The sequence below is a fragment of the Streptomyces sp. NPDC048623 genome (assembly GCF_040650755.1).
GTDB lineage: Bacteria > Actinomycetota > Actinomycetes > Streptomycetales > Streptomycetaceae > Streptomyces.
Genome location: NZ_JBEZHV010000007.1, coordinates 336,681 through 360,466, shown reverse-complemented (window position 1 = coordinate 360,466; position 23,786 = coordinate 336,681). Strand labels below are relative to the sequence as shown.

12 protein-coding genes, 1 tRNA gene and 1 rRNA gene are annotated in these 23,786 nt (G+C 72.5%); 11 read left to right on the top strand and 3 right to left on the bottom strand.

The genetic code is table 11. The features are described from left to right. Window positions 1-91, top strand: a 5S ribosomal RNA gene (gene rrf, locus AB0C73_RS13865); the annotation flags it as partial. 5 nt (window positions 92-96) lie between these two features. Continuing rightward, window positions 97-169 (top strand) — tRNA-Thr (locus tag AB0C73_RS13860). A gap of 106 nt (window positions 170-275) precedes the next feature. Here AB0C73_RS13860 and AB0C73_RS13855 read toward each other — a convergent pair. Then, window positions 276-2,930: a SpoIIE family protein phosphatase gene (locus AB0C73_RS13855; protein WP_362528700.1), complete on the bottom strand. Its 2,655-nt coding sequence runs from the start codon at window positions 2,928-2,930 to the stop codon at window positions 276-278. 409 nt (window positions 2,931-3,339) lie between these two features. On the opposite strand from AB0C73_RS13855, the gene AB0C73_RS13850 reads away from it, so the two are divergent. The 9 genes from AB0C73_RS13850 (at window position 3,340) to AB0C73_RS13810 (ending at window position 17,682) form a co-directional block, all read left to right on the top strand. Then, window positions 3,340-8,703 (top strand): HAMP domain-containing protein, encoded by a 5,364-nt coding sequence (locus AB0C73_RS13850; RefSeq protein WP_362528738.1) that lies wholly within the window; start codon window positions 3,340-3,342, stop codon window positions 8,701-8,703. A gap of 327 nt (window positions 8,704-9,030) precedes the next feature. Then, a complete protein-coding gene (locus AB0C73_RS13845) occupies window positions 9,031-9,705 on the top strand; it encodes a response regulator (protein WP_362528697.1) in 675 nt (224 codons plus the stop codon). Between the two features lie 209 nt (window positions 9,706-9,914). Continuing rightward, complete coding sequence (locus tag AB0C73_RS13840; RefSeq protein WP_362528694.1) at window positions 9,915-12,764, top strand: DNA translocase FtsK; 2,850 nt, start codon at window positions 9,915-9,917, stop codon at window positions 12,762-12,764. Between the two features lie 224 nt (window positions 12,765-12,988). Next, window positions 12,989-13,828: a RodZ domain-containing protein gene (locus AB0C73_RS13835; protein WP_362528692.1), complete on the top strand. Its 840-nt coding sequence runs from the start codon at window positions 12,989-12,991 to the stop codon at window positions 13,826-13,828. 83 nt (window positions 13,829-13,911) lie between these two features. After that, window positions 13,912-15,423, top strand: coding sequence for a 30S ribosomal protein S12 methylthiotransferase RimO (gene rimO, locus AB0C73_RS13830; RefSeq protein ID WP_362528689.1), 1,512 nt, complete (start codon window positions 13,912-13,914; stop codon window positions 15,421-15,423). Then, entirely contained in the window at window positions 15,420-16,118 is a 699-nt protein-coding gene (pgsA, locus tag AB0C73_RS13825) for a CDP-diacylglycerol--glycerol-3-phosphate 3-phosphatidyltransferase (RefSeq protein ID WP_362528686.1), read from the top strand. Before rimO ends, pgsA begins: the two co-directional genes overlap by 4 nt. Next, window positions 16,115-16,657 carry a CinA family protein gene (locus AB0C73_RS13820; protein ID WP_362528684.1) on the top strand — a complete coding sequence of 181 codons (543 nt, stop codon included), beginning with the start codon at window positions 16,115-16,117 and terminating at the stop codon, window positions 16,655-16,657. Before pgsA ends, AB0C73_RS13820 begins: the two co-directional genes overlap by 4 nt. A 109-nt stretch (window positions 16,658-16,766) precedes the next feature. Beyond that, on the top strand, window positions 16,767-17,150 hold the full coding sequence (locus AB0C73_RS13815) for a helix-turn-helix transcriptional regulator (RefSeq protein ID WP_362528681.1): 384 nt from the start codon (window positions 16,767-16,769) through the stop codon (window positions 17,148-17,150). Window positions 17,151-17,412: 262 nt separating this feature from the next. Next, window positions 17,413-17,682: a hypothetical protein gene (locus tag AB0C73_RS13810; RefSeq protein ID WP_362528678.1), complete on the top strand. Its 270-nt coding sequence runs from the start codon at window positions 17,413-17,415 to the stop codon at window positions 17,680-17,682. 33 nt (window positions 17,683-17,715) lie between these two features. Here AB0C73_RS13810 and AB0C73_RS13805 read toward each other — a convergent pair whose 3' ends face one another. Beyond that, window positions 17,716-18,537 (bottom strand): DNA-formamidopyrimidine glycosylase family protein, encoded by an 822-nt coding sequence (locus tag AB0C73_RS13805; RefSeq protein WP_362528676.1) that lies wholly within the window; start codon window positions 18,535-18,537, stop codon window positions 17,716-17,718. 57 nt (window positions 18,538-18,594) lie between these two features. Next, window positions 18,595-23,232, bottom strand: coding sequence for an ATP-dependent helicase (locus AB0C73_RS13800; RefSeq protein ID WP_362528673.1), 4,638 nt, complete (start codon window positions 23,230-23,232; stop codon window positions 18,595-18,597). Between the last annotated feature and the right edge of the window lie 554 nt (window positions 23,233-23,786).

Sequence of the window (23,786 nt, the reverse complement as noted above, 5' to 3'; positions counted from 1 at the left end):
GCCCGGTTACATTCCGAACCCGGAAGCTAAGCCTTTCAGCGCCGATGGTACTGCAGGGGGGACCCTGTGGGAGAGTAGGACACCGCCGAACAACCCGCCCTTTTAGCTCAGTCGGTAGAGCGTCTCCATGGTAAGGAGAAGGTCAACGGTTCGATTCCGTTAAAGGGCTCAGAGAAAAGGCCCCCGCCAACAGGCGGGGGCCTTTTTGTGTTTCCCGGACAGACCGGACCCAGACGAAAGCCGGCCCCCGAAGGGGCCGGCTCATTCCGTTCCCGTCAGGCCCTGTGCGGCTCCGGAATACGCAGCGCCAGGATCGCCATGTCGTCGGAGGCCGGCTCCTGAGCGAAGCGCTCGACCGCCCGCAGCACGCGCGAGGTGATCGCGCCGGCCGTCAGGCCCGTACACGACCTGAGGACCTCGGTGAGGCCGTCGTCGCCCAACATGCGGGTGCCCTCGCGGCGTTCGGTCACGCCGTCCGTGACGCACAGGAGCACGTCGCCCGGGTCGAGGGTGACCGTCTGCTCGTACAGCTCCAGGTCGTCCATGACGCCGAGCAGCGGCTGCGGGTCGGCGGCCGGGCGGACCGTGCCGTCCTGGCTGAGGCGGAGCGGCAGCGGGTGGCCGGCGCAGACGACCTTCAGGACCGCGGAGCCGTCCTCCTGCGGGCGCAGCTCGCCGTAGAGCAGGGTGAGGAAGCGGCTGCGGGCGCCCTCGTCGAGGATCGCCGCGTTGAGGCGCTCCAGGACGGCCGGGCCGCCGAAGCCCTCGCGGGCGAGCAGGCGCAGGGCGTGACGGGCGAGGCCGGTGACGGCGGCCGCCTCCGGGCCCGTACCGCAGACGTCGCCGATGGCGAAGCCGTAGGAGCCGTCGCGGATGGGGAAGAGGTCGTAGAAGTCGCCGCCGACCTCGTTGCCCTCGCCGGCCGCGCGGTAGATGACGTCGACCTCGACACCGGGGATGTCGGGGAGGCCGGGCGGCAGCAGGCTGCGCTGGAGGGAGCGGCTGATGGCCATGCGCTCGGAGTAGAGGCGGGCGTTGTCCAGGGCCAGGGCCGCTCGTCGGGACAGGTCCTCGGCGAGCTCCAGGATCTCCTGGCGGAAGTGGTCGTCGGTGGGCTTGCCCAGGGTGAGCATGCCGATGACGCGGTTGCGGGCCACGAGCGGCAGGACGACGGTCTCGCCGCCGACGGCGGCCGCGGTCGAGAGCACCGTGTTGATGCCGGAGGACACCGGGCTGCCGTGGCCGCCGAGCTCGCGCATGGAGGCGGTGAGCGCGGCGCGGTGGGCGGCGTCGCCCGGGGCGGTCCAGACGCGGGCGCCGGGGGTGGGCACGGGGTCCGGCGGGGAGATCGAGACGAGCAGGGCCTTCAGACCGTCGATCAGATCCTCGTCCTCGTGCAGGACATAGGAGAGGTACGGGTCGGAGGCCTGGTCGGCGATCGTGTAGACGGCGCACCAGGTGGCCAGGGTGGGGACCGTCATCTGGGCCATCAGGGCCAGGGTCTGGTCCCGGTCGAGGGTGCCGGCGAGCAGGTCGGAGGCCTCGACGAGGAAGCTGAGGGAGCCGCGGCGGAGCCGTTCGAGCTCGCCGAGGCGGGCGGACTCGACGGCCAGGGCGATGCGGTCGGCGGCGAACTGGAGGCGCAGGGCCTCCTCGTTGGAGTAGCGGTTGGCGCTCTCGGCGGCGACGCCGAGGGAGCCGGTGAGGCGGCCCTCGACCTTCAGAGGGACCGTCACGACCGAGCGCATTCCGGTGCCTTCGAGGAGCGGTACGGCGCCGGGGACGGCGGCCAGGTCCTCGTGGACGGCGGGCATGCGGGCGGAGCCGTAACGGCTGGCGCCGGTCTCGACGGGGACGCGGGCGAAGCGCTGGCGTGCGGAGGGCAGGCCCGTGGTGGCCCGTACCTCGAGTTCGGTCTCGTCGTCGGTGGCGAGGAGCAGGAAGGCGGAGTCGCCGTCGAGCATGTCGCGGGCGCGTTCCACGGTGCGCTGGAGGAGGCCGTCGAGGTCGTCGGGGGCGGGGGAGCCGATGAAGACCTCGAAGGGGTCGGCGGCGGTGCCACGGCTCTCGCCACCGGTCTCGCCGGCGGCGGGGCGCTGCGGGGTCTGGAGGACCGCGCGCTCGTGCTCGCGGACGAGCAGGCAGACGGTGGAGGGTTCGCCCTGGGCGTCGCGGACCCGCAGGTGCGAGGCGTAGACGGGGACGACGCGGCCGTCGGCGCAGCGGATGCCGTAGCTGCCCTCCCAGCGGGAGAGGCGGAGGGCCTCGGCGAGGCCGGTGCCGATGCCGGGGGTGTGGGGCCAGGCGGCGAGGTCGCCGAGGGGTTTGCCGGTGACCTGCTCGGAGCCGTAACCGAAGAGTTCCTCGGCGTCCTCGTTCCAGGCGGTGATGGCGCCGGGGCCGTCGATCTGGACGACGGCGACGCGGACGCGGCTGTCGGCGAGGGGGAGGAGCGGGTCGGGCAGGACGGGGCCGGCGGAGCGGGTGCCGACCGGGCGCTCCGGGAGGTCGATGTGGAACCAGACGTGTTTGCGCGTGGGGCTGTAGTCGACGCCCCAGCGGGTGGCGAGCGCGGCGCACAGCAGCAGACCGCGGCCGTTCTCGCGGTCGGGGCTGCCCATGGTGCGGGGCTGCTGGAGGGGGATCTCGCGCTCGGGGTAGCGGTCGGCGACCTCGATGCGGACGCCGTCGTCGCCGCGCAGGCACAGCACCTCGGCGGCGGTGCCGGCGTGGACGACGGCGTTGGTGACGAGTTCGCTGGTGAGGACGACGGCGTCGTCGACGATCTCGCTGTGTCCCCAGCCCTGGAGGGTGTCCCGGACGAAGGCGCGGGCGGTCGCGACGGACCGCCCGACGGGTTCGAAACTGGCAGCCGCCCGCGCGGTGATCACTGAACTCCTCGTACGCGTCTCGACGCCCGGCTCTGCCATGGTCGGTCTGCCCCTCCCGCCGCCTGGTGCTGCTTCTCGCGCCGCCCCGCCCACGCCGGGCGGACCGGGGCGGTTGGACAGCCGGATGCCAGGTTACTTACCTTCGCTGTCCCAGCGGATGCCGGTCACGCTGATCCGTCCCTCGGACGTGGGGACGTTGTGCGAAGCTGCCGAACAGTTATGGCCTGGTTCGGACCCGGTGAAACACTGGGCAGGCTGGTACTGGACAGGCTGGTAGCGAGAGACCGAGCGTACGGTCGACCCCTTCGGGAGGGACACGGTGGAGTCTGGCACGACGACGCGTCGCAGTGGCGGTGCGCGGACGAAGGGCGGCGGCCGGTCCCGGGGCGGGGACACGGTGCAGGTGGACGCGGCCGCGCTGCAGCGGTTGCGGGCCGCCCTGGTGTCGATGCGGGACGGCAACTTCCGCAAGCGGCTCACCGTCTCCGGCGACGGGGTCATGGCGGAGATCGCCGCCGTGTTCAACGAGGTCGCGGACCGGCAGTCGCATCTGACCGGGGAGTTCACGCGGGTGCGCCGGGTGGTGGGCCGCGAGGGCAAGCTGTCGGAGCGGCTCGAGGCCGGGGCGGCGGAGGGTTCCTGGGCGGCGACGATCGAGGCGGCGAACGCCCTGGTCGACGAGCTGGCGCGGCCAGTGTCCGAGGTCGGGCGGGTCCTCTCGGCGGTGGCCGAGGGTGATCTGGGGCAGCGGATGGAGCTGCGCTCGGAGGGCGGCGACGGGTCGACGCGGCCGCTGCGCGGGGAGTTCCTGAAGGTCGCGCGGACCGTGAACAACCTGGTCGACCAGCTGTCGGTGTTCACCGACGAGGTGACCCGGGTGGCCCTGGAGGTGGGCACCGAGGGCAAGCTGGGCGGTCAGGCCCAGGTGCGCGGGATGTCCGGTTCGTGGAAGGACCTCACGGACTCGGTCAACACGATGGCCAACCAGCTGACCGCGCAGGTGCGGGACATCGCGCTGGTCACGACGGCGGTCGCCAACGGTGATCTGTCGCAGAAGGTCACGGCGAACGTGGCCGGCGAGATGCTGGAGCTGAAGAACACCGTCAACACGATGGTGGACCAGCTGTCCTCGTTCTCGTCCGAGGTGACCCGGGTGGCCCGCGAGGTGGGCACCGAGGGCGAGCTGGGCGGTCAGGCCGAGGTGGCCGGGGTCGCCGGTGTGTGGAAGGACCTCACCGATTCCGTCAACACGATGGCGGGAAATCTCACCAATCAGGTGAGAGGGATCGCGGAGGTCACCGTGGCGGTGGCCAACGGCGATCTGTCGCAGAAGGTACGGGTGTCGGCGCGCGGCGAGATCGCGCAGCTGGCGGACACCATCAACCAGATGACGGAGACGCTGCGGACCTTCGCGGACGAGGTGACGCGTGTCTCGGGCGAGGTCGGCGCGCAGGGTCTGCTCGGCGGTCAGGCGCAGGTGCCGGGTGCGGCGGGGACGTGGAAGGACCTGACGGACTCCGTCAACACGGTCTTCCGGAACATCACCACGCAGGTGCGGGACATCGCGCAGGTGACGACGGCGGTGGCCAACGGTGATCTGTCGCAGAAGGTCACGGTGGACGTGGCCGGCGAGATGCTGGAGCTGAAGAACACCGTCAACACGATGGTGGACCAGCTCTCGGCCTTCGGTTCCGAGGTGACCCGGGTGGCCCGGGAGGTCGGCGTCGAGGGCCGGCTCGGCGGTCAGGCGCAGGTGCAGGGCGCCGCCGGCACGTGGAAGGACCTGACGGACTCGGTGAACACCGCGTTCCGCAACCTGACCGGCCAGGTGCGGGACATCGCGCAGGTGACGACGGCGGTCGCCAACGGTGATCTGTCGCAGAAGGTCACGGTGGACGTGGCCGGCGAGATGCTGGAGCTGAAGAACACCGTCAACACGATGGTGTCACAGCTGTCCTCGTTCGCCGACCAGGTGACGCGGATGGCGCGGGACGTGGGCACCGAGGGCCGGCTCGGCGGTCAGGCCCGGGTGGACGGTGTGTCGGGGCGCTGGCGGGAGCTCACCGACTCGGTGAACTTCATGGCCGGCAACCTGACCTCGCAGGTACGGCAGATCGCCCAGGTGACGACGGCGGTGGCCCGGGGCGATCTGTCGCAGAAGATCGACGTGGACGCGCGCGGCGAGATCCTGGAGCTGAAGAACACCATCAACACGATGGTCGACCAGCTGTCCGCGTTCGCGGACCAGGTGACGCGGGTGGCCCGCGAGGTGGGCACCGACGGGCGGCTCGGCGGCCAGGCCGTGGTGCCCGGCGTCGCCGGTGTGTGGCGGGACCTGACGGACTCGGTGAACGGCATGGCCGGGAACCTGACGGCGCAGGTGCGCAACATCGCACAGGTCGCGACGGCGGTGGCCCGCGGTGATCTGTCGCAGAAGATCGACGTGGACGCGCGCGGCGAGATCCTGGAGCTGAAGAACACCCTCAACACGATGGTGGACCAGCTCTCGGCCTTCGCGGAGCAGGTGACGCGGGTGGCCCGCGAGGTGGGCACCGACGGCATCCTGGGCGGTCAGGCCGAGGTGCAGGGGGTCTCCGGCACCTGGAAGGACCTCACCCAGTCGGTGAACATGATGGCGAACAACCTGACCTTCCAGGTCCGGAACATCGCCGAGGTCACCACGGCGGTCGCGAAGGGCGACCTGTCGAAGAAGATCACCGTCGACGCCAAGGGCGAGATCCTTGAGCTGGTGACCACCGTCAACACGATGGTGGACCAGCTGTCGAACTTCGCCGACGAGGTGACCCGGGTGGCCCGTGAGGTGGGCACCGAGGGCATCCTCGGCGGCCAGGCCCGGGTGCGCGGGGTGACCGGCATCTGGAAGGACCTCAGCGACAACGTCAACCTGATGGCGAACAACCTGACCAGCCAGGTGCGGAACATCTCCCGGGTGTCCGCGGCGGTCGCCAACGGCGATCTGTCGAAGAAGGTCACGGTCGAGGCGCGCGGCGAGGTCGCCGAACTCGCCGACACGGTGAACACGATGGTGACGACCCTGTCCTCGTTCGCCGACGAGGTGACCCGGGTGGCCCGCGAGGTGGGCACCGACGGCATCCTCGGCGGCCAGGCCCGGGTGCCGGGCGTCTCGGGCACCTGGAAGGACCTCACCGAGTCGGTGAACTCGATGGCCGACAACCTGACCGGCCAGGTGCGGCAGATCGCCGCCGTCGCCACCGCCTTCGCGAAGGGCGACCTCACCAAGAAGATCGACATCGACGCGCGCGGCGAGATCCTGGAGCTGAAGAACACCCTCAACACGATGGTCGACCAGCTGTCGAACTTCGCCGAGGAGGTCACCCGGGTCGCGCGCGAGGTGGGCACCGACGGGCAGCTCGGCGGCCAGGCCCGGGTCCGGGACGTCGAGGGCACCTGGAGCGACCTCACCGAGTCCGTGAACGAGATGGCCGGGAACCTGACCCGGCAGGTGCGCGCCATCGCGGCCGTCGCCACCGCGGTGACCCGCGGCGACCTCAACGTCAAGATCGACGGCGTGGACGCGGCCGGTGAGATCCAGGCGCTCCAGGACAACATCAACACCATGATCGCCAACCTGCGCGACACCACGCTCGCCAACGACGAGCAGGACTGGCTGAAGAGCAACCTGGCCCGCATCTCCGGTCTGATGCAGGGCCGCCGGGACCTGGAGGACGTCGCCTCGCTCATCATGAGCGAGCTGACGCCGGTCGTCTCGGCGCAGCACGGCGCCTTCTTCGTGGCCATGCCGCTCGGCTCCGCCAACACCGACGCCGACCCGGTGGGGGAGGGGGAGGGCTCGTACGAGCTGCGGATGCGCGGCAGTTACGGCTACTCCTCCGGCTCCATGCCGACCTCGTTCCGGCCCGGCGAGACGCTCATCGGGACGGCCGCCGAGGAGAAGCGGACCATCCAGGTCAACGTGCCGCCCGGCTATCTGAAGATCTCGTCCGGTCTGGGCGAGGCCGCACCGGCCCATGTGATCGTGCTGCCCGTGCTGTTCGAGGGCCGGGTGCTCGGCGTGATCGAGCTGGCCTCCTTCCAGCCGTTCACGCAGATCCAGCGGGACTTCCTCAACCAGATCGCCGAGCTGATCGCGACCACGGTCAACACCATCAGCGTCAACACCCGTACCGAGGTGCTGCTCCAGCAGTCGCAGGAGCTCACCGAGCAGCTGCGGGAGCGCTCGGCCGAGCTGGAGCACCGGCAGAAGGAGCTGCAGAACTCCAACGCGGAGCTGGAGGACAAGGCCGAACTCCTGGCCCGGCAGAACCGGGACATCGAGGTGAAGAACACCGAGATCGAGGAGGCCCGGCAGGTCCTGGAGGAGCGCGCCGAACAGCTCGCGGTCTCCATGCGCTACAAGTCCGAGTTCCTCGCCAACATGTCGCACGAGTTGCGCACCCCGCTCAACTCGTTGCTGATCCTGGCCAAGCTGCTCGCCGACAACGCGGACACGAACCTGACGCCCAAGCAGGTCGAGTTCGCCGAGACCATCCACGGCGCCGGCTCCGACCTGCTCCAGCTGATCAACGACATCCTCGACCTGTCGAAGGTCGAGGCGGGCAAGATGGACGTCTCGCCGACCCGGATCGCCCTGGTGCAGCTGGTCGACTACGTGGAGGCCACCTTCCGGCCGCTCACCGCGGAGAAGGGCCTCGACTTCTCCGTACGGGTCTCCCCGGAGTTGCCCGCGACCCTGCACACCGACGAGCAGCGCCTCCTCCAGGTGCTGCGCAACCTCCTGTCGAACGCGGTGAAGTTCACCGACACCGGCGCCGTGGAGCTGGTGATCCGGCCGGCCGGGTCGGACGTGCCGCAGTCGATCCGGGAGCAGCTCCTGGAGGCCGGGACGCTGCGCGACCCGGACGCCGATCTGATCGCGTTCTCGGTGACGGACACCGGCATCGGCATCGCGGCCGGCAAGATGCGGGTCATCTTCGAGGCGTTCAAGCAGGCCGACGGCACGACCAGCCGCAAGTACGGCGGCACCGGCCTGGGTCTGTCGATCAGCCGGGAGATCGCGCGGCTGCTCGGCGGCGAGATCTACGCGGCGAGCGAGCCGGGCCGCGGCTCGACCTTCACGCTCTATCTGCCGCTGAGCCCGGCCGCGCAGGCGAACGGGCACGGGACCGACCCGCAGGACCCGGACGACCGTCTCGGGGCCGGCGACGAGGTGGGCGAAGGCCTTGTGCACTTCGCGCCCGCACCGGTGCACACCGAGTCCCGCTCGGGGGCGGGCGCGCTGTTCCGGCACCGCCGCAAGTCCGTGGACCAGTGGCCGCAGTTGCCGGGGCAGCCGGGGCAGCCGGGGCAGCCGGGACAGTCCGGCGCGGGCGGGCAGCCGGCCGCCGAGGAGGAGCGGCCGGAGGTCGCACCGCGCCCGGCGTACACCTTCGCGGGTGAGAAGGTGTTGATCGTCGACGACGACATCCGCAACGTGTTCGCGCTGACCAGCGTCCTGGAGCAGCACGGTCTCGCGGTGCTCTACGCGGAGAACGGACGCGAGGGCATCGAGGTCCTGGAGCAGCACGAGGACGTCTCGGTGGTCCTGATGGACATCATGATGCCGGAGATGGACGGCTACGCCACGACCACCGCGATCCGGCGGATGCCGCAGTTCGCGGGGCTGCCGATCATCGCGCTGACGGCCAAGGCGATGAAGGGCGACCGGGAGAAGGCGATCGAGTCCGGAGCCTCGGACTACGTGACCAAGCCGGTCGACCCGGACTACCTGCTGTCGGTGATGGAGCAGTGGATGCGGGGGGAGGGGCGCTAGCCGTACGACCGGGCCCCGGGCCCCGGGCCTCGGTGCGGCCGGGGCCGGGGGCCGGCCCGGGCCCTGTCCGCGGCCGGCCCTCGCCATCCGGGTGTGAGAGCCCGCCGGACGGGGAACCTTCTGGTCTCCCGCCGCGTTCGACGTACGGGCACGGAATGCGTGTTCTGTGACAATGCGGTGACAGGGTGTGGCGACGGGTGGGGTGCGGCTACGATGACCGGCACAAGGACGGACGGCGCATGGGAGTCGTCTTCTGGGGCGGCGCCCGGTGCTTCCCCCGGCACGCAGAGCCGGAGAGAGCCAGTGCCGGGGCGAGGAGGACGGGGCATGGTGCAGAAGGCCAAGATCCTCCTGGTCGATGACCGGCCGGAGAATCTGCTGGCGCTGGAGGCCATTCTCTCCGCGCTCGATCAGACACTGGTGCGGGCATCGTCCGGGGAGGAAGCGCTCAAGGCGCTGCTGACCGACGACTTCGCGGTCATCCTGCTGGACGTCCAGATGCCCGGCATGGACGGATTCGAGACCGCGGCGCACATCAAGCGGCGCGAGCGGACCCGGGACATCCCGATCATCTTCCTCACCGCCATCAACCACGGCCCCCACCACACCTTCCGGGGGTACGCGGCGGGCGCGGTCGACTACATCTCCAAGCCCTTCGACCCGTGGGTGCTGCGCGCCAAGGTCTCCGTGTTCGTCGAGCTGTACATGAAGAACTGTCAGCTCCGCGAGCAGGCCGCGCTGCTCCGGCTCCAGCTGGAGGGCGGCGGCCCCGCCGGCCGTTCCAAGGAGTCCGCGGGGCTGCTCGCCGAACTCTCCGCCCGGCTCGCCGCCGTCGAGGAGCAGGCCGAGGCGCTCTCCAAGCAGCTCGACGACGACTCCGCCGACGCCGCGGCCGTCGCCACCGCCGCGCACCTGGAGCGCAAGCTGACCGGACTGCGCCGCGCGCTCGACGCCCTTGAGCCGGGCACCGGCGGCGCGCCCAGCCTGCCCGCGCAGGCCTGACCCGGCGGGCCGATCCGGCGGGCCGACCCGGCGGGCGCGGACACCCCGCGCGGCCGAGCCCGGCCTGACCCGCGGTCATGGCACGGAGCCCGACCACCGGCGCCCCGCCATGAGCGGGCGTCAGTTTCGCGCCCCGGCACGGGCGACACGAACGGGTGAGCGCGGAGAGCGCTGTTTCCCCGGCGGGTTGCGCAGGTAACCTCAGCACCATGGCCTCACGTACGTCCGGCAAGGGTTCCCAGGGCACGGCGGGCACCGCGAAACCACGAGCCGCCGGCCGTACGAGCGGTGCCGGCGGTGCCGGCGGTGCCGCGAAGAAGACCGTGGCCGCGAAGTCGCCCGCCAAGCCCTCCGCGAAGAAGCCGCCGGCCAAGAAGGCCGCGCCCGCCAAGCGCGCTCCCGCGCGCAAGACGGCGGCCAAGAAGACCGCTCCGCGCCCGGCCCCGTCCCCCACCGGGGGCGTGTACCTGCTCGTGCGCGGGGTGTGGCTCGGGCTCGCGCACGCCGTGGGCGCGATGTTCCGGGGGATAGGGCGCGGCGCCAAGGGCCTCGACCCGGCGCACCGCAAGGACGGACTCGCGCTGCTCCTGCTCGGCGTCGCCCTGATCGTCGCCGCCGGCACCTGGTCCCATCTGCGCGGCCCGGTGGGTGATCTGGTCGAGATGCTGGTCACCGGCGCCTTCGGCCGGCTCGACCTGCTCGTTCCGCTGCTGGTCGGCGCCATCGGCGTACGGCTGATCCTCTACCCGGAGAAGCCGGAGGCCAACGGCCGGATCGTGATCGGACTGTCCGCGCTCGTCATCGGCGTGCTCGGACAGGTCCACATCGCCTGCGGCTCGCCCGGCCGCGGCGACGGCACCAAGGCCATGCAGGACGCCGGCGGGCTCATCGGCTGGGCCGCCTCCAAGCCGCTGGTCTTCACGATGGGCGAGGTCCTCGCCGTACCGCTCCTGGTGCTGCTCACGCTCTTCGGCCTGCTCGTGGTCACCGCCACCCCCGTCAACGCCATCCCGCAGCGGCTGCGCGCCCTCGGCGCCAAGCTCGGCCTGGTCGAGCCGGCGTACGCCCCCGAGGACGCCGCCGGGTACCAGGACGCCGGGTACCAGGACTACGACGACGAGTGGCGCGAGGACGCACCCCGTACCGCACGGCCCGTGCGCCGGCGCGCGCCCGGCGCGGGACCGGACTACGACCCCGACCGGGCCGAGGCCGCGGCCCTGGAGCGCCGCGGCCGCCGGGGCCGTACGACACCGTCCTCGTCCGTACCGTCCTCGTCCGCCTTCGACACCGCCGGACTCGACCCGGTCGACGTGGCCGCCGCCGCGGCCGCCGCGCTCGACGGCGCCGTCCTCAACGGCATGCCGCCCTCCCCGCTGGTCGCCGGCCTCACCCGGGACGTCACCGCCGAGCGGGCCGCCGCCGTGGCCGCCTCGGCGGCCCACGCGCAGCCCGAGGCCCCGGAGGCGGCGCCCGTACCGACCGCGCGGGGCACCGCCCGCGACCGCAGCGGCGGGGTGCCGGACCTCACCAAGCCGGCGCCCGAGCCGACCGACCTGCCGCCGCGGGCCGAACAGCTCCAGCTCGCCGGCGACATCACGTACTCCCTGCCCTCCATGGACCTCCTGGAGCGCGGCGGCCCCGGCAAGACCCGCAGCGCCGCCAACGACGCCATCGTCGACTCGCTCACCAACGTCTTCGCCGAGTTCAAGGTCGACGCGGCCGTCACCGGCTTCACCCGCGGCCCGACGGTCACCCGGTACGAGGTCGAGCTCGGCCCGGCCGTCAAGGTCGAGAAGATCACCGCGCTCACCAAGAACATCGCGTACGCCGTGGCCAGCCCCGACGTGCGGATCATCTCGCCGATCCCGGGCAAGTCCGCGGTCGGCATCGAGATCCCGAACACCGACCGCGAGATGGTCAACCTCGGCGACGTGCTGCGCCTGGCCGAGGCCGCCGAGGACGACCACCCGATGCTGGTGGCGCTCGGCAAGGACGTCGAGGGCGGCTACGTGATGGCCAACCTGGCGAAGATGCCGCACATCCTGGTGGCCGGCGCGACCGGCTCCGGCAAGTCGTCCTGCATCAACTGCCTGATCACCTCGGTGATGATAAGAGCGACCCCGGAGGACGTCCGGATGGTGCTCGTCGACCCCAAGCGGGTCGAGCTCACCGCCTACGAGGGCATCCCGCACCTGATCACCCCGATCATCACCAACCCCAAGAAGGCCGCCGAGGCCCTCCAGTGGGTGGTGCGCGAGATGGACCTGCGCTACGACGACCTGGCCGCCTTCGGCTTCCGGCACATCGACGACTTCAACCAGGCCATCCGGGACGGCAAGGTGCAGTTGCCGCCGGGCAGCGAGCGCGAGCTCAAGACCTACCCGTACCTCCTGGTGATCGTCGACGAGCTCGCCGACCTGATGATGGTCGCGCCCCGGGACGTCGAGGACGCGATCGTGCGCATCACCCAGCTGGCCCGCGCCGCCGGCATCCATCTGGTGCTCGCCACCCAGCGGCCCTCCGTGGACGTCGTCACCGGCCTCATCAAGGCGAACGTGCCCTCCCGGCTCGCCTTCGCCACCTCCTCGCTCGCCGACAGCCGGGTCATCCTCGACCAGCCCGGCGCCGAGAAACTGATCGGCAAGGGCGACGGCCTGTTCCTGCCGATGGGCGCGAACAAGCCGACCCGTATGCAGGGCGCCTTCGTCACCGAGCACGAGGTCGCCACCGTCGTCCAGCACTGCAAGAACCAGATGACGCCGGTCTTCCGGGACGACGTCACGGTCGGCTCCAAGCAGAAGAAGGAGATCGACGAGGAGATCGGCGACGACCTCGACCTGCTGTGCCAGGCCGCGGAACTGGTCGTCTCGACCCAGTTCGGCTCCACCTCGATGCTCCAGCGCAAGCTCCGGGTCGGCTTCGCCAAGGCCGGCCGGCTCATGGACCTGATGGAGTCGCGGAACATCGTCGGACCGAGCGAGGGCTCCAAGGCCCGCGACGTGCTGGTCAAGCCGGACGAGCTGGACGCGGTCCTCGACCTGATCCGGGGCGGGGAGTAGAGCCCCTTCCCGGCAGGCGCACCTGTATCGAGACCAGGCCGAGACTCACTCGTAAGGGAAAGCGAGCAACCGTTTCCCTTGGGCGTACGTCAAGTTGGAGGGAGGGACAGGACCCTGTCCCAGCCTCATGGCGTACAAACCACGCCCGCCCGGTTGCCCCACCCTTTCGTACCACCCATAGACTGAACATCCAGCAGGTGGCTACACGCTCGAAAGGCGCTCTCGTGTCCATCGGCAACTCCCCCGAATCCCCCGAGGACGACCGGAACTTCCCGGCAGATGACCGGGATTCGATCGGTCGTGCCCTCCAGCAGGCCCGTGTCGCCGCCGGTCTCACCGTCGAAGAGGTCAGCGCCTCCACCCGTGTGCGCGTCCCGATCGTGCACGCGATCGAGGAGGACGACTTCTCGCGCTGCGGCGGCGACGTCTACGCCCGCGGGCACATCCGCACGCTCGCGCGCGCCGTCGGGCTCGATCCGGCCCCGCTGGTCGAGCAGTACGACGCCGAGCACGGCGGCCGCCCGTCGCCCACCCCGGCCGCCCCGCTGTTCGAGGCGGAACGGATCCGCCCCGAGCCCCGCCGTCCCAACTGGACCGCCGCCATGGTCGCGGCCATCGTCGCCGTCGTCGGCTTCGTCGGCTTCACGATGTTCAACGGGAACGACGGGTCCGGCCAGGCCGGCGCGTCCGCGGAAGGCCCGGCCCCCGCGACCAAGACCACCGCCCCGGCCAAGCCCAAGCCGACGAAGACCGCCGACCCCAAGCCCGTGCCCTCCGAGTCCGCCATCGCGGCGGCCCCTCTGGACAAGGTCACCGTCAAACTCACCGCGACCGACGACAAGAGCTGGATCTCGGCCAAGGCCCACGACGGCAAGCTGCTCTTCGACGGCCTGCTCCTCGCGGGCGAGTCCAAGACCTTCCAGGACGACGAGCGGATCGATCTCATCCTCGGCAACGCCGGGCCGATCGAGCTGTACGTCAACGGCAAGAAGGTCGAGGACACCTTCGAGTCCGGTCAGGTCGAGCGCCTGTCGTACACCAAGGGCGACCCGCAGGCCGGCTGACCTCCGCCACCGTGTGTGACGGCCGTCGCGCAGGTGAACCCTGCGCGACGGAGGCACGGCCGGGACGAAGTAGTCTTGAGTCCATGCCCGAACGCCGTACCGTCGCCCTTGTCACTCTCGGCTGCGCCCGTAACGAGGTGGACTCGGAGGAGCTCGCAGGCCGCTTGGCAGCGGACGGCTGGGAGCTCGTCGAGAACGCCGAGGACGCAGACGTCGCCGTCGTCAACACCTGCGGCTTCGTCGAAGCCGCCAAGAAGGACTCCGTCGACGCCCTCCTCGAAGCCAATGATCTGAAGGACCACGGCCGCACCCAGGCCGTCGTCGCCGTCGGCTGCATGGCCGAGCGCTACGGCAAGGAGCTCGCCGACGCGCTGCCCGAGGCCGACGGTGTGCTCGGTTTCGACGACTACACGGACATCTCCAACCGCCTCCAGACCATCCTCAGCGGCGGCAGCGTCGAGGCCCACGCCCCGCGCGACCGGCGCACGCTGCTCCCGCTGTCGCCGGTGGAGCGCCAGCAGGCCGCCGCGAGCGTGGCCCTGCCCGGACACGGCGACGGCGCCGAGGCGCCCGGAGACACCGAAGACGCGCCCGCCGACCTGACGGATCTGCCCGAGGGCCTCGCGCCCGCCTCCGGGCCGCGCGCGCCCCTGCGCCGCCGCCTGGACACCAGCCCGGTCGCCTCCGTGAAGCTGGCCTCCGGCTGCGACCGGCGCTGCTCCTTCTGCGCCATCCCGTCCTTCCGCGGCTCCTTCGTCTCGCGCCGCCCCTCGGACGTGCTCAACGAGACGCGCTGGCTCGCCGAGCAGGGCGTCAAGGAGATCATGCTGGTCTCCGAGAACAACACCTCGTACGGCAAGGACCTGGGCGACATCCGCCTCCTGGAGAGCCTGCTGCCCGAGCTCGCGGCCGTCGACGGCATCGAGCGGGTCCGGGTCAGCTACCTCCAGCCCGCCGAGATGCGGCCCGGCCTGATCGACGTGCTGACCTCGACCGAGAAGGTCGTCCCGTACTTCGACCTGTCCTTCCAGCACAGCGCGCCGGACGTGCTGCGGGCGATGCGCCGCTTCGGCGACACCGACCGCTTCCTGGAGCTGCTCGACACCATCCGCTCCAAGGCCCCCACCGCCGGCGCCCGGTCCAACTTCATCGTCGGCTTCCCCGGCGAGACGGAGGCGGACTTCAAGGAGCTGGAGCGCTTCGTCACGCACGCCCGGCTCGACGCCATCGGCGTCTTCGGCTACTCCGACGAGGACGGGACCGAGGCCGCCGGTTACGAGCGCAAGCTCGACCAGGACGTCATCGACGAGCGGCTCGCCCATCTGTCCCGGCTCGCCGAGGAGCTCACCGCCCAGCGCGCGGAGGAGCGGATCGGCGAGACCCTGGAAGTACTGGTCGAGTCCTTCGACGAGGAGGACGGCTGGATCGGCCGCGCCGCGCACCAGGCACCGGAGACGGACGGCCAGGTGATCCTCACCCTGGACTCGACCGAGGACGCCGGCCTGGTCCCGGGTCGTATGGTCAGGGCCGAGGTCGTCGCCACCGAGGGCGTCGATCTCGTCGCCGAGTGTCGTATCGAGGAGGCGGGCAGATGACCGGAGTCCCGGCATCCGCGTCGGGCGGGACCGGCAGGCCGGCGCCCCGCGGCAAGCTGGGGGCTGCGGCCGTCAACCAGGCCAGTCTCTGGAACATCGCGAACATCCTCACCATGGTCCGCCTGGTGCTCGTGCCCGGCTTCGTGGTGCTGCTCTTCCAGGACGGCGGCCACGACCCGGCCTGGCGCGCCTGGGCGTGGGCGGCCTTCGCCGTCGCCATGATCACCGACGTCTTCGACGGGCACCTGGCACGCACGTACAACCTGGTCACCGACTTCGGGAAGATCGCCGACCCGATCGCCGACAAGGCGATCATGGCGGCCGGTCTCATCTCGCTGTCCTATCTCGGCGACCTGCCGTGGTGGGTGACGGCGGTGATCCTCGCCCGGGAGCTCGGCATCACCCTGATGCGCTTCTGGGTGATCCGGCACGGGGTCATTCCGGCCAGTCGCGGCGGGAAGATGAAGACCCTCGCGCAGGGCACGGCGGTCGGCATGTACGTGCTGATGCTCACCGGTCCACTCGCCACCCTGCGCTGGTGGGTGATGGCGATCGCCGTCGTGCTGACCGTGGTCACCGGTCTGGACTATGTGCGACAGGCGGTGGTCCTGCGCCGCAAGGGGCTCGCCGAGGAACGGGCCGCCAAGGCCGCGGAGACGGCCGGGACGACGGGCGCGGGGGCCGAGTCACGATGAGCGAGGCCGCCCGGGTGCTCCAGCTGCTCGCGCTGCGTGGTCACACGCTGGCGGTGGCGGAGTCCCTCACGGGCGGTCTGGTGGCCGCGGAGCTCACCGGGGTGCCGGGGGCCTCGAAATCCTTCCGCGGCTCCGTCACGGCCTACGCCACGCCCCTGAAGGAGCAGCTCCTCGGGGTCGACGGCACCCTCCTGGCGGAGCGCGGCGCGGTCGACCCGGAGGTCGCGCTGCAGATGGCGGCCGGTGTGCGGGCCAGACTCGGCGCCGACTGGGGCATCGCGACGACCGGCGTCGCCGGCCCGGACCCGCAGGACGGACAGCCGGTGGGGACGGTGTACGTGGCCGTCGCCGGGCCCGCGGGGGAGGCCGCGGGGGCGGCCCGGGCGGGGAAGGTGGCCGCGTTGCGATTGAACGGCGACCGAGCGGAAATCCGTAGAGAGAGTGTACGGAGCGTGCTCGAATTGCTGAGTGAACTGCTCCGCGACGAACACTCGGAAAATGCGCGGGCACAGGATACGGAACAGAACGGGGGAGATTGATGTTTGCAGCCATGAGTGAACACGACATCGCTCCCCGCACGGCCGCGGCGCGAGGCGGTACGGTGGGGCGTGAAGGATGCGGCTACGCGGTCCGAGGAGGGAGCCACCGATGATTCTGCTCCGTCGCCTGCTGGGTGACGTGCTGCGTCGGCAGCGCCAGCGCCAGGGCCGTACTCTGCGCGAAGTCTCCTCGTCCGCCCGAGTTTCGCTCGGCTATCTCTCCGAGGTGGAGCGGGGGCAGAAGGAGGCGTCCTCCGAACTGCTCTCCGCGATCTGCGACGCGCTGGACGTACGGATGTCCGAGCTCATGCGTGAAGTGAGCGACGAGCTGTCGCTGGCCGAACTGGCCGCGTCGGCAGCTGCGAGCGAACCGGTGCGCGCACCGGTCCGGCCGATGCTCAATTCGGTGTCCGTGACGTCGGTGGCCGGTGTGCCCACCGAGCGGGTGACCATCAAGGCGCCCGCGGAAGCGGTGGACGTCGTCGCGGCCTGAGCCGATCAGCAGCACGAAAAGCGAAGTGGGGCGAAGCCCCGGCCGGCACCCCGAGGGGTGCTTGCCGGGGCTTTTCCCTTGCCCTCTGGATGCGGGCGCGGCCCGGACGGGTGAGACTGGGCCGGGGCCGCGCGGGCGGCCCTCGCAGCGACCGGAAGGAATCCGGACCATGGCGATACGCGTACCGTGCCCCCGGTCCGCCTCCTGTGCGCCCTCCCGCCGCGTGATCCCGCGGGACTAGCGTCGACCGGAGGAGGCGGCCATGGTACGGCGACGGGTTCCGCTGGTGACGCTCACGCTGATCGCGGCCGGACTGGTGGCCGGTGGGCTCTGGTGGTGGGCGGTGGTGCGTCTGCTGCTGATGCCGGGGGAGGCGGGACCGGTCGAGGGGGCGGTGGCCGCGGGCGGCTGGGGGCTGAGCCTGTTGCCGGTGCACGTGGCCGCCTCGTCACGGCGCGGCGGAGGCGCGAGGGCACGGCCGGCCAGGGCATCGTGGTGCCGTCGTCGGGGCGGAGGAACTGACCCGTCGTGAACGACGAGGCGTACGAGCGGATCTGGCGAGACGTCAATCAGCGTGGGGGCCGGCTGCCTGGCCCGATTCCTGCCGTGGGCCCTTCTGACAGCCCGGGCACCAGTACGTCACGCGGTCGCCCAGCTCGGCGCGGTGCACCGGCCCGCCGCAGCGCGGACAGGGGCGGCCCTCCCGGCCGTACACATACAGCCGCTCGCCGGTCCGGCGGGTCGTGGTGGTGCGGCGGTCCGGGCGGTCCTTGTTCGCCTCCAGGAGGCGGTGGGCCGTCGCCACCAGACGCCCGGGCACGCCCTCGGCCAGCTCGCCGACCGGCAGCCACGGGGTGACCCCGGCCAGGAACGCCAGCTCCGACTTGTAGACATTGCCGATCCCGGCGAGATTGCGCTGGTCGAGCAGGGCCTCGCCGAGCGTGCGGGCCGGGTCGGCGGTCAGCCGGCGTACCGCCTCCTCCGGATCCCAGTCCGGGCCGAGCAGATCCGGGCCCAGATGGCCGACCGCCGTGGACTCCTCCGCCGTACGGATCAGCTCCAGGACCGGCAGCCGGTAGCCGTACGCCGTGAACTCGGTGTTGCCCAGGATCGCCCGAATCTGGTGGGCCGGGCCGCCCCGGGGGCGCTCCCCGGTCGGGAAGATCCGCCAGGCGCCGTCCATCCGCAGATGGGAGTGGAGGGTGAGCCCGCCCTCGATCCGGGCCAGGAGATGCTTGCCGCGCGGGGTGACGCCGAGGACCCGCCGGCCGGTGAGATCGGCGGTCGCGAAGCGGGGAACGCGCAGGTCGGAGCGGGTGAGCACCCGGCCGGCGAGGGCCTCGTCGAGGCTGCGGGCGGCGAACCAGACGGAGTCTCCTTCGGGCATGGGACCATCATGCCGCGCCTGGCGCCCGGCGTGCGGCCCCGCCGTCCGAGACAGGCGTCAGGCGCGCAGGCGGAGGCCGCGCGGGGTGGCGTGGAAGCCGGCGGCCTCCAGGGGGCGGGCGAGCGGGGAGGTCAGGGCGGTCGCGCCGTTGATCCGCTCCACCGTGACCGTGCCGAGCGAGCCCGCCGAGGCCGCGGCCGCCAGGGCCTCCGCGGCGGCCCGGAGCGTCGGGGAATCCGGGTCGGTGGGCCAGGAGAGCAGGGTCTTGCCGCCGCGCTCCATGTAGAGCGTCAGCTCGCCGTCCACCAGGACGACCATCGCGCCCGCCTTGCGGCCCGGCTTGTGGCCGGCGCCGGTCGGCGGCTCCGGCCAGGACAGGGCCGCCCCGTACGCGTTCGCCGGGTCGGCGGCCGCCAGGACCACGGCCTTCGGGCCCGCGCCCTCCTCGGCACCCCGGTCCCGGGCGTTCGCGGCGGCCCGCAGCCGGTCCACGGCCCCGTCCATGGCGAACTGGGCGGCGCCCAGACCCTCGACCACATAGCCGCGGCGGGCCTGCCCGCTGTCCTCGAAGGCCGACAGGATCCGGTACGTCGCCGAGAAGCCGCCCTCCACGCCCTCGGCGGCCACCGCGCCCCGGGTGACCACGCCGTGCCGGTCGAGCAGGGTGCGGGCGAGCGCGTGCGCCCGGTGGGTCGGCTCCGGTTCCGGCGGGGGCAGCAGTGACCAGCGGCCGCTGACCGTCGGCGGCCCCGTGCGGGAGGCCGGGCGGGCGGCGGCGCTCAGCGTCCCGTACCGTCCGCGCGGGACCGTGCGCCGGGCGCGGTGCGCGGTGGAGCCGGCCGTGCGGCCCGAGCCGAGCAGCGAGCGCAGCGGGGCGAGGGTGTCGTTGGTGAGCCGCCCGGACCAGGCCAGGTCCCACAGGGCGTCGGCGAGCTGCGGATCGGTCGCGTCCGGGTGGGTGGTGGCCCGGACCTGGTCGGCGATCTGGCGGAAGAACAGGCCGTAGCCCCCGGACAGGATGCCCAGGACGGACTCGTGGAGCCCGGTGAGTTCCAGCGGGTGCGGCGGGGGCAGCAGCAGCGGCGCCGCGTCCGCGAGATAGAGCGAGATCCAGCCGTCCTTGCCGGGCAGCGCCCCGGCGCCCGCCCACAGCACCTCGCCGGTGGTGGTCAGCTCGTCGAGCAGCGCGGGGGAGTAGTCCCGTACCCGGGACGGCAGGATCAGCTTCTCCAGGGCCGAGGCCGGTACGGGCGCGCCCTGGAGCTGCTCGATGGCCCGGGCCAGGCCGTCGATGCCGCGCAGGCTGTTGCTCCCCAGGTGCTGCCACTGCGGCAGGAAGGTGGCGAGCGCGGCCGGCGGCACCGGCTCCAGCTCGTGCCGCAGGGCCGCCAGGGAACGGCGGCGCAGCCGGCGCAGTACGGCGGCGTCGCACCACTCCTGGCCGATTCCGGACGGATGGAACTCGCCTTGTACGACGCGGCCGGCGGCGGCGAGCCGCTGGAGCGCGCCGTCGGTGACCGCCGGGCCGAGGCCGAAGCGGGCGGCGGCCTGTGAGGAGGTGAACGGGCCATGGGTACGGGCATGGCGGGCGAGAAGATCGCCCAGCGGGTCCTTCACCGGCTCCGTGAACGCCTCCGGCACGCCCACCGGAAGCGCCGTGCCCAGCGCGTCCCGCAGCCGGCCCGCGTCCTCGATCGCCGCCCAGTGCTCGGCGCCCGCGATCCGCACCCGGATCGCCCGCCGGGCCCGGGACAGCTCCTGGGGCCAGCCGGCCTCGGCGCCGCGCTCGGCGAGCTCCGCGTCCGTCAGCGGCCCCAGGACCCGCAGCGCGTCGGCGACACCCTCCACGTCCTTGATCCGGCGGTCCTCCGTCAGCCACTGGAGCTCCCGCTCCAGCTCGGCCAGGACGTCCGCGTCGAGCAGCTCCCGCAGCTCGGCCTGCCCGAGCAGCTCGGCGAGCAGCCGGGAGTCCAGGGACAGCGCGGCCGCCCGCCGCTCGGCGAGCGGCGAGTCGCCCTCGTACAGGAACTGGGCGACATAGCCGAAGAGCAGGGAACGGGCGAAGGGGGACGGCTCCGGGGTCGTCACCTCGACCAGGCGCACCTTGCGGGACTCGATGTCGCCCATCAGCTCGCGCAGGCCGGGGACGTCGAAGACGTCCTGGAGGCACTCGCGGACCGCCTCCAGGACGATCGGGAAGGAGCCGAACTCGCTCGCCACCTGGAGCAGTTGCGCCGCCCGCTGGCGCTGCTGCCACAGCGGGGTGCGCTTGCCCGGGTTGCGCTTGGGCAGCAGCAGGGCGCGCGCCGCGCACTCCCGGAAGCGGGAGGCGAACAGGGCCGAGCCGCCGACCTGGTCGGTGACGATCTGCTCGACCTCGCCCTTGTCGAAGACGGCGTCGGCGGCGCCGACCGGCGCCTGCTCGCTGTCGAAGACGGTGTCGGAGAGCCGGCTCGGATCCACCGGCTCGTGGTCGAGGAGGTCGAGCCCCATCAGGTCCGCGTCGGGCAGGCGCAGCACGATGCCGTCGTCGGCGTGCATCACCTGCGCGTCCATCCCGTACCGCTCGGCGAGCCGGGCGCCCAGGGCCAGCGCCCACGGGGCGTGCACCTGCGCGCCGAACGGCGAGTGCACCACCACCCGCCAGTCGCCGAGCTCGTCGCGGAACCGCTCCACCAGGATGGTCCGGTCGTCCGGCACATGCCCGCAGGCCTCGCGCTGCTCGGCGAGATACGCGATGACGTTGTCCGCCGCCCAGGCGTCGAGCCCGGCGGCGAGCAGCCGCAGCCGCGCGTCGTCCGGTGCGAGCGCCCCCACCTCGCGCAGGAACGCGCCCACCGCGCGGCCCAGTTCGAGCGGGCGGCCCAGCTGGTCGCCCTTCCAGAACGGCAGCCGTCCCGGCACACCCGGCGCGGGCGACACCAGGACCCGGTCGCGGGTGATGTCCTCGATCCGCCAGGACGTCGTGCCGAGCGTGAAGACGTCGCCGACCCGCGACTCGTACACCATCTCCTCGTCCAGCTCCCCGACCCGGCCACCGCCCTTCTTCGGGTCGGCGCCCGCCAGGAACACCCCGAAGAGGCCCCGGTCCGGGATCGTGCCGCCCGAGGTGACCGCGAGCCGCTGCGCCCCCGGCCGGCCCGTGACCGTGCCCGCGACCCGGTCCCACACCACGCGCGGGCGCAGCTCGGCGAACGCGTCCGAGGGATAGCGCCCGGCCAGCATGTCCAGGACCGCCGTGAACGCGGACTCCGGCAGCGCCGCGAAGGGCGCCGCCCGGCGGACCGTCGCCAGAAGGTCGTCCACCTGCCAGGAGTCCAGGGCGACCATCGCCACCAGCTGCTGGGCGAGCACGTCCAGCGGGTTCGCCGGGATCCGCATCGACTCGATGGAGCCCGACCGCATCCGCTCGGTGACCACCGCCGACTGCACCAGGTCGCCCCGGTACTTCGGGAAGACCACGCCCGTGGACACCGCGCCCACCTGGTGCCCCGCGCGGCCCACGCGCTGGAGCCCGGACGCCACGGACGGCGGCGACTCGACCTGCACGACCAGGTCCACCGCGCCCATGTCGATGCCCAGCTCCAGACTGGACGTCGCCACCACCGCCGGCAGCCGGCCCGCCTTCAGGTCCTCCTCGACCTGGGCGCGCTGCTCCTTGGACACCGAGCCGTGGTGCGCCCGCGCCAGGAGGGGTGGCGCGCCCTGGGCGGCGCCCGACTGCGCCATGACCTCGGCAGGCGGCTTCCGGTCGGGCAGGGCCTCGCCGGTGGCCCGCTCGTACGCGATCTCGTTCAGGCGGTTGCACAGGCGCTCGGCCAGACGGCGCGAGTTGGCGAAGACGATCGTCGAGCGGTGCGCCTGCACCAGGTCGGCGATCCGCTCCTCCACATGCGGCCAGATCGACGGCCGGTCGCCGCCCTCCGCCGCGTCCGACGCGGGCGAGCCGCCCAGCTCGCCCATGTCCTCCACGGGCACGACCACGGAGAGGTCGAACTCCTTGCCGGACGGCGGCTGGACGATCTCCACCTTCCGCTGCGGGGAGAGATAGCGGGCCACCTCCTCCACCGGCCGCACCGTCGCCGACAGCCCGATCCGGCGCGCCGGGCGCGGCAGGAGCTCGTCGAGCCGCTCCAGGGACAGCGCCAGATGCGCGCCGCGCTTGGTCCCCGCGACGGCGTGCACCTCGTCCAGGATCACCGTCTCCACGCCCGCGAGCGCGTCCCGCGTGGCCGAGGTCAGCATCAGGAACAGCGACTCGGGTGTGGTGATGAGGATGTCCGGCGGCCGGGTCGCGAGCGCCCGCCGCTCGGCGGGCGGGGTGTCGCCGGACCGGATGCCCACCTTGATGTCGGGCTCCGGCAGCCCGAGCCGCACCGACTCCTGCCGGATCCCGGTCAACGGCGAGCGCAGATTCCGCTCCACGTCCACGGCCAGCGCCTTCAGCGGCGACACGTACAGCACCCGGCAGCGCTTCTTCGCGTCGGCGGGCGGCGGCGTGGCCGCCAGCCGGTCCAGCGAGGCCAGGAACGCGGCCAGCGTCTTCCCGGACCCGGTCGGCGCCACGACGAGCACGTCCGACCCCGCGCCGATGGCCCGCCAGGCGCCTTCCTGCGCGGCGGTGGGCGCGGTGAAGGCCCCGGTGAACCAGCTGCGGGTCGCGGGGGAGAACGCGTCGAGTGCGGACCTGACCATGCCCCCCATCGTGCACCCCAGCACTGACAACCGCCCGGACCTGGGGAAACTCGGCCGTGACCGGATCGCGGGGTGGCGCAGAATGGAGGAATGGCGGGCGGCGCGGCGGCGAGCGGGGACGAGGACCGGAGGAACCGGCCCTCGGCGCCCGGCGGGCGCGAGCCCCGGCGGGGCGCCGCGTCGGCGGGTCCGACGGACGCCGACCCGCAGGCCGCGGCGCGGCAACGGGCCCGCGCCGAGGCGGGCCGGGCCGCGGCACAGCCGCACCAACACGCCGTCGCTGACGGCGAGCCCGGCAAGGGCCGGGAGCCGTCGCGTTCCCGTGCCGACCGGGACCGCGTCGGCGGTCCGCGTGGGCATGCCGTCGCCGAGGGCGACCGCAGCGGTGCGCCGGCCGGCGCACCGAGTGCCGGGGACGCACGAGCTGCGGCTTTCCGGGACGGAAGCGGTACGGACCGGGCCGGTCAGGCCGGTGAGCGGCCGCGTGGACACGCCGTCGCCGAAGGCGACCGCAGTGGCGCGCCCGTCGGCGGAGCCGGGCGGGCCGGTGAGCG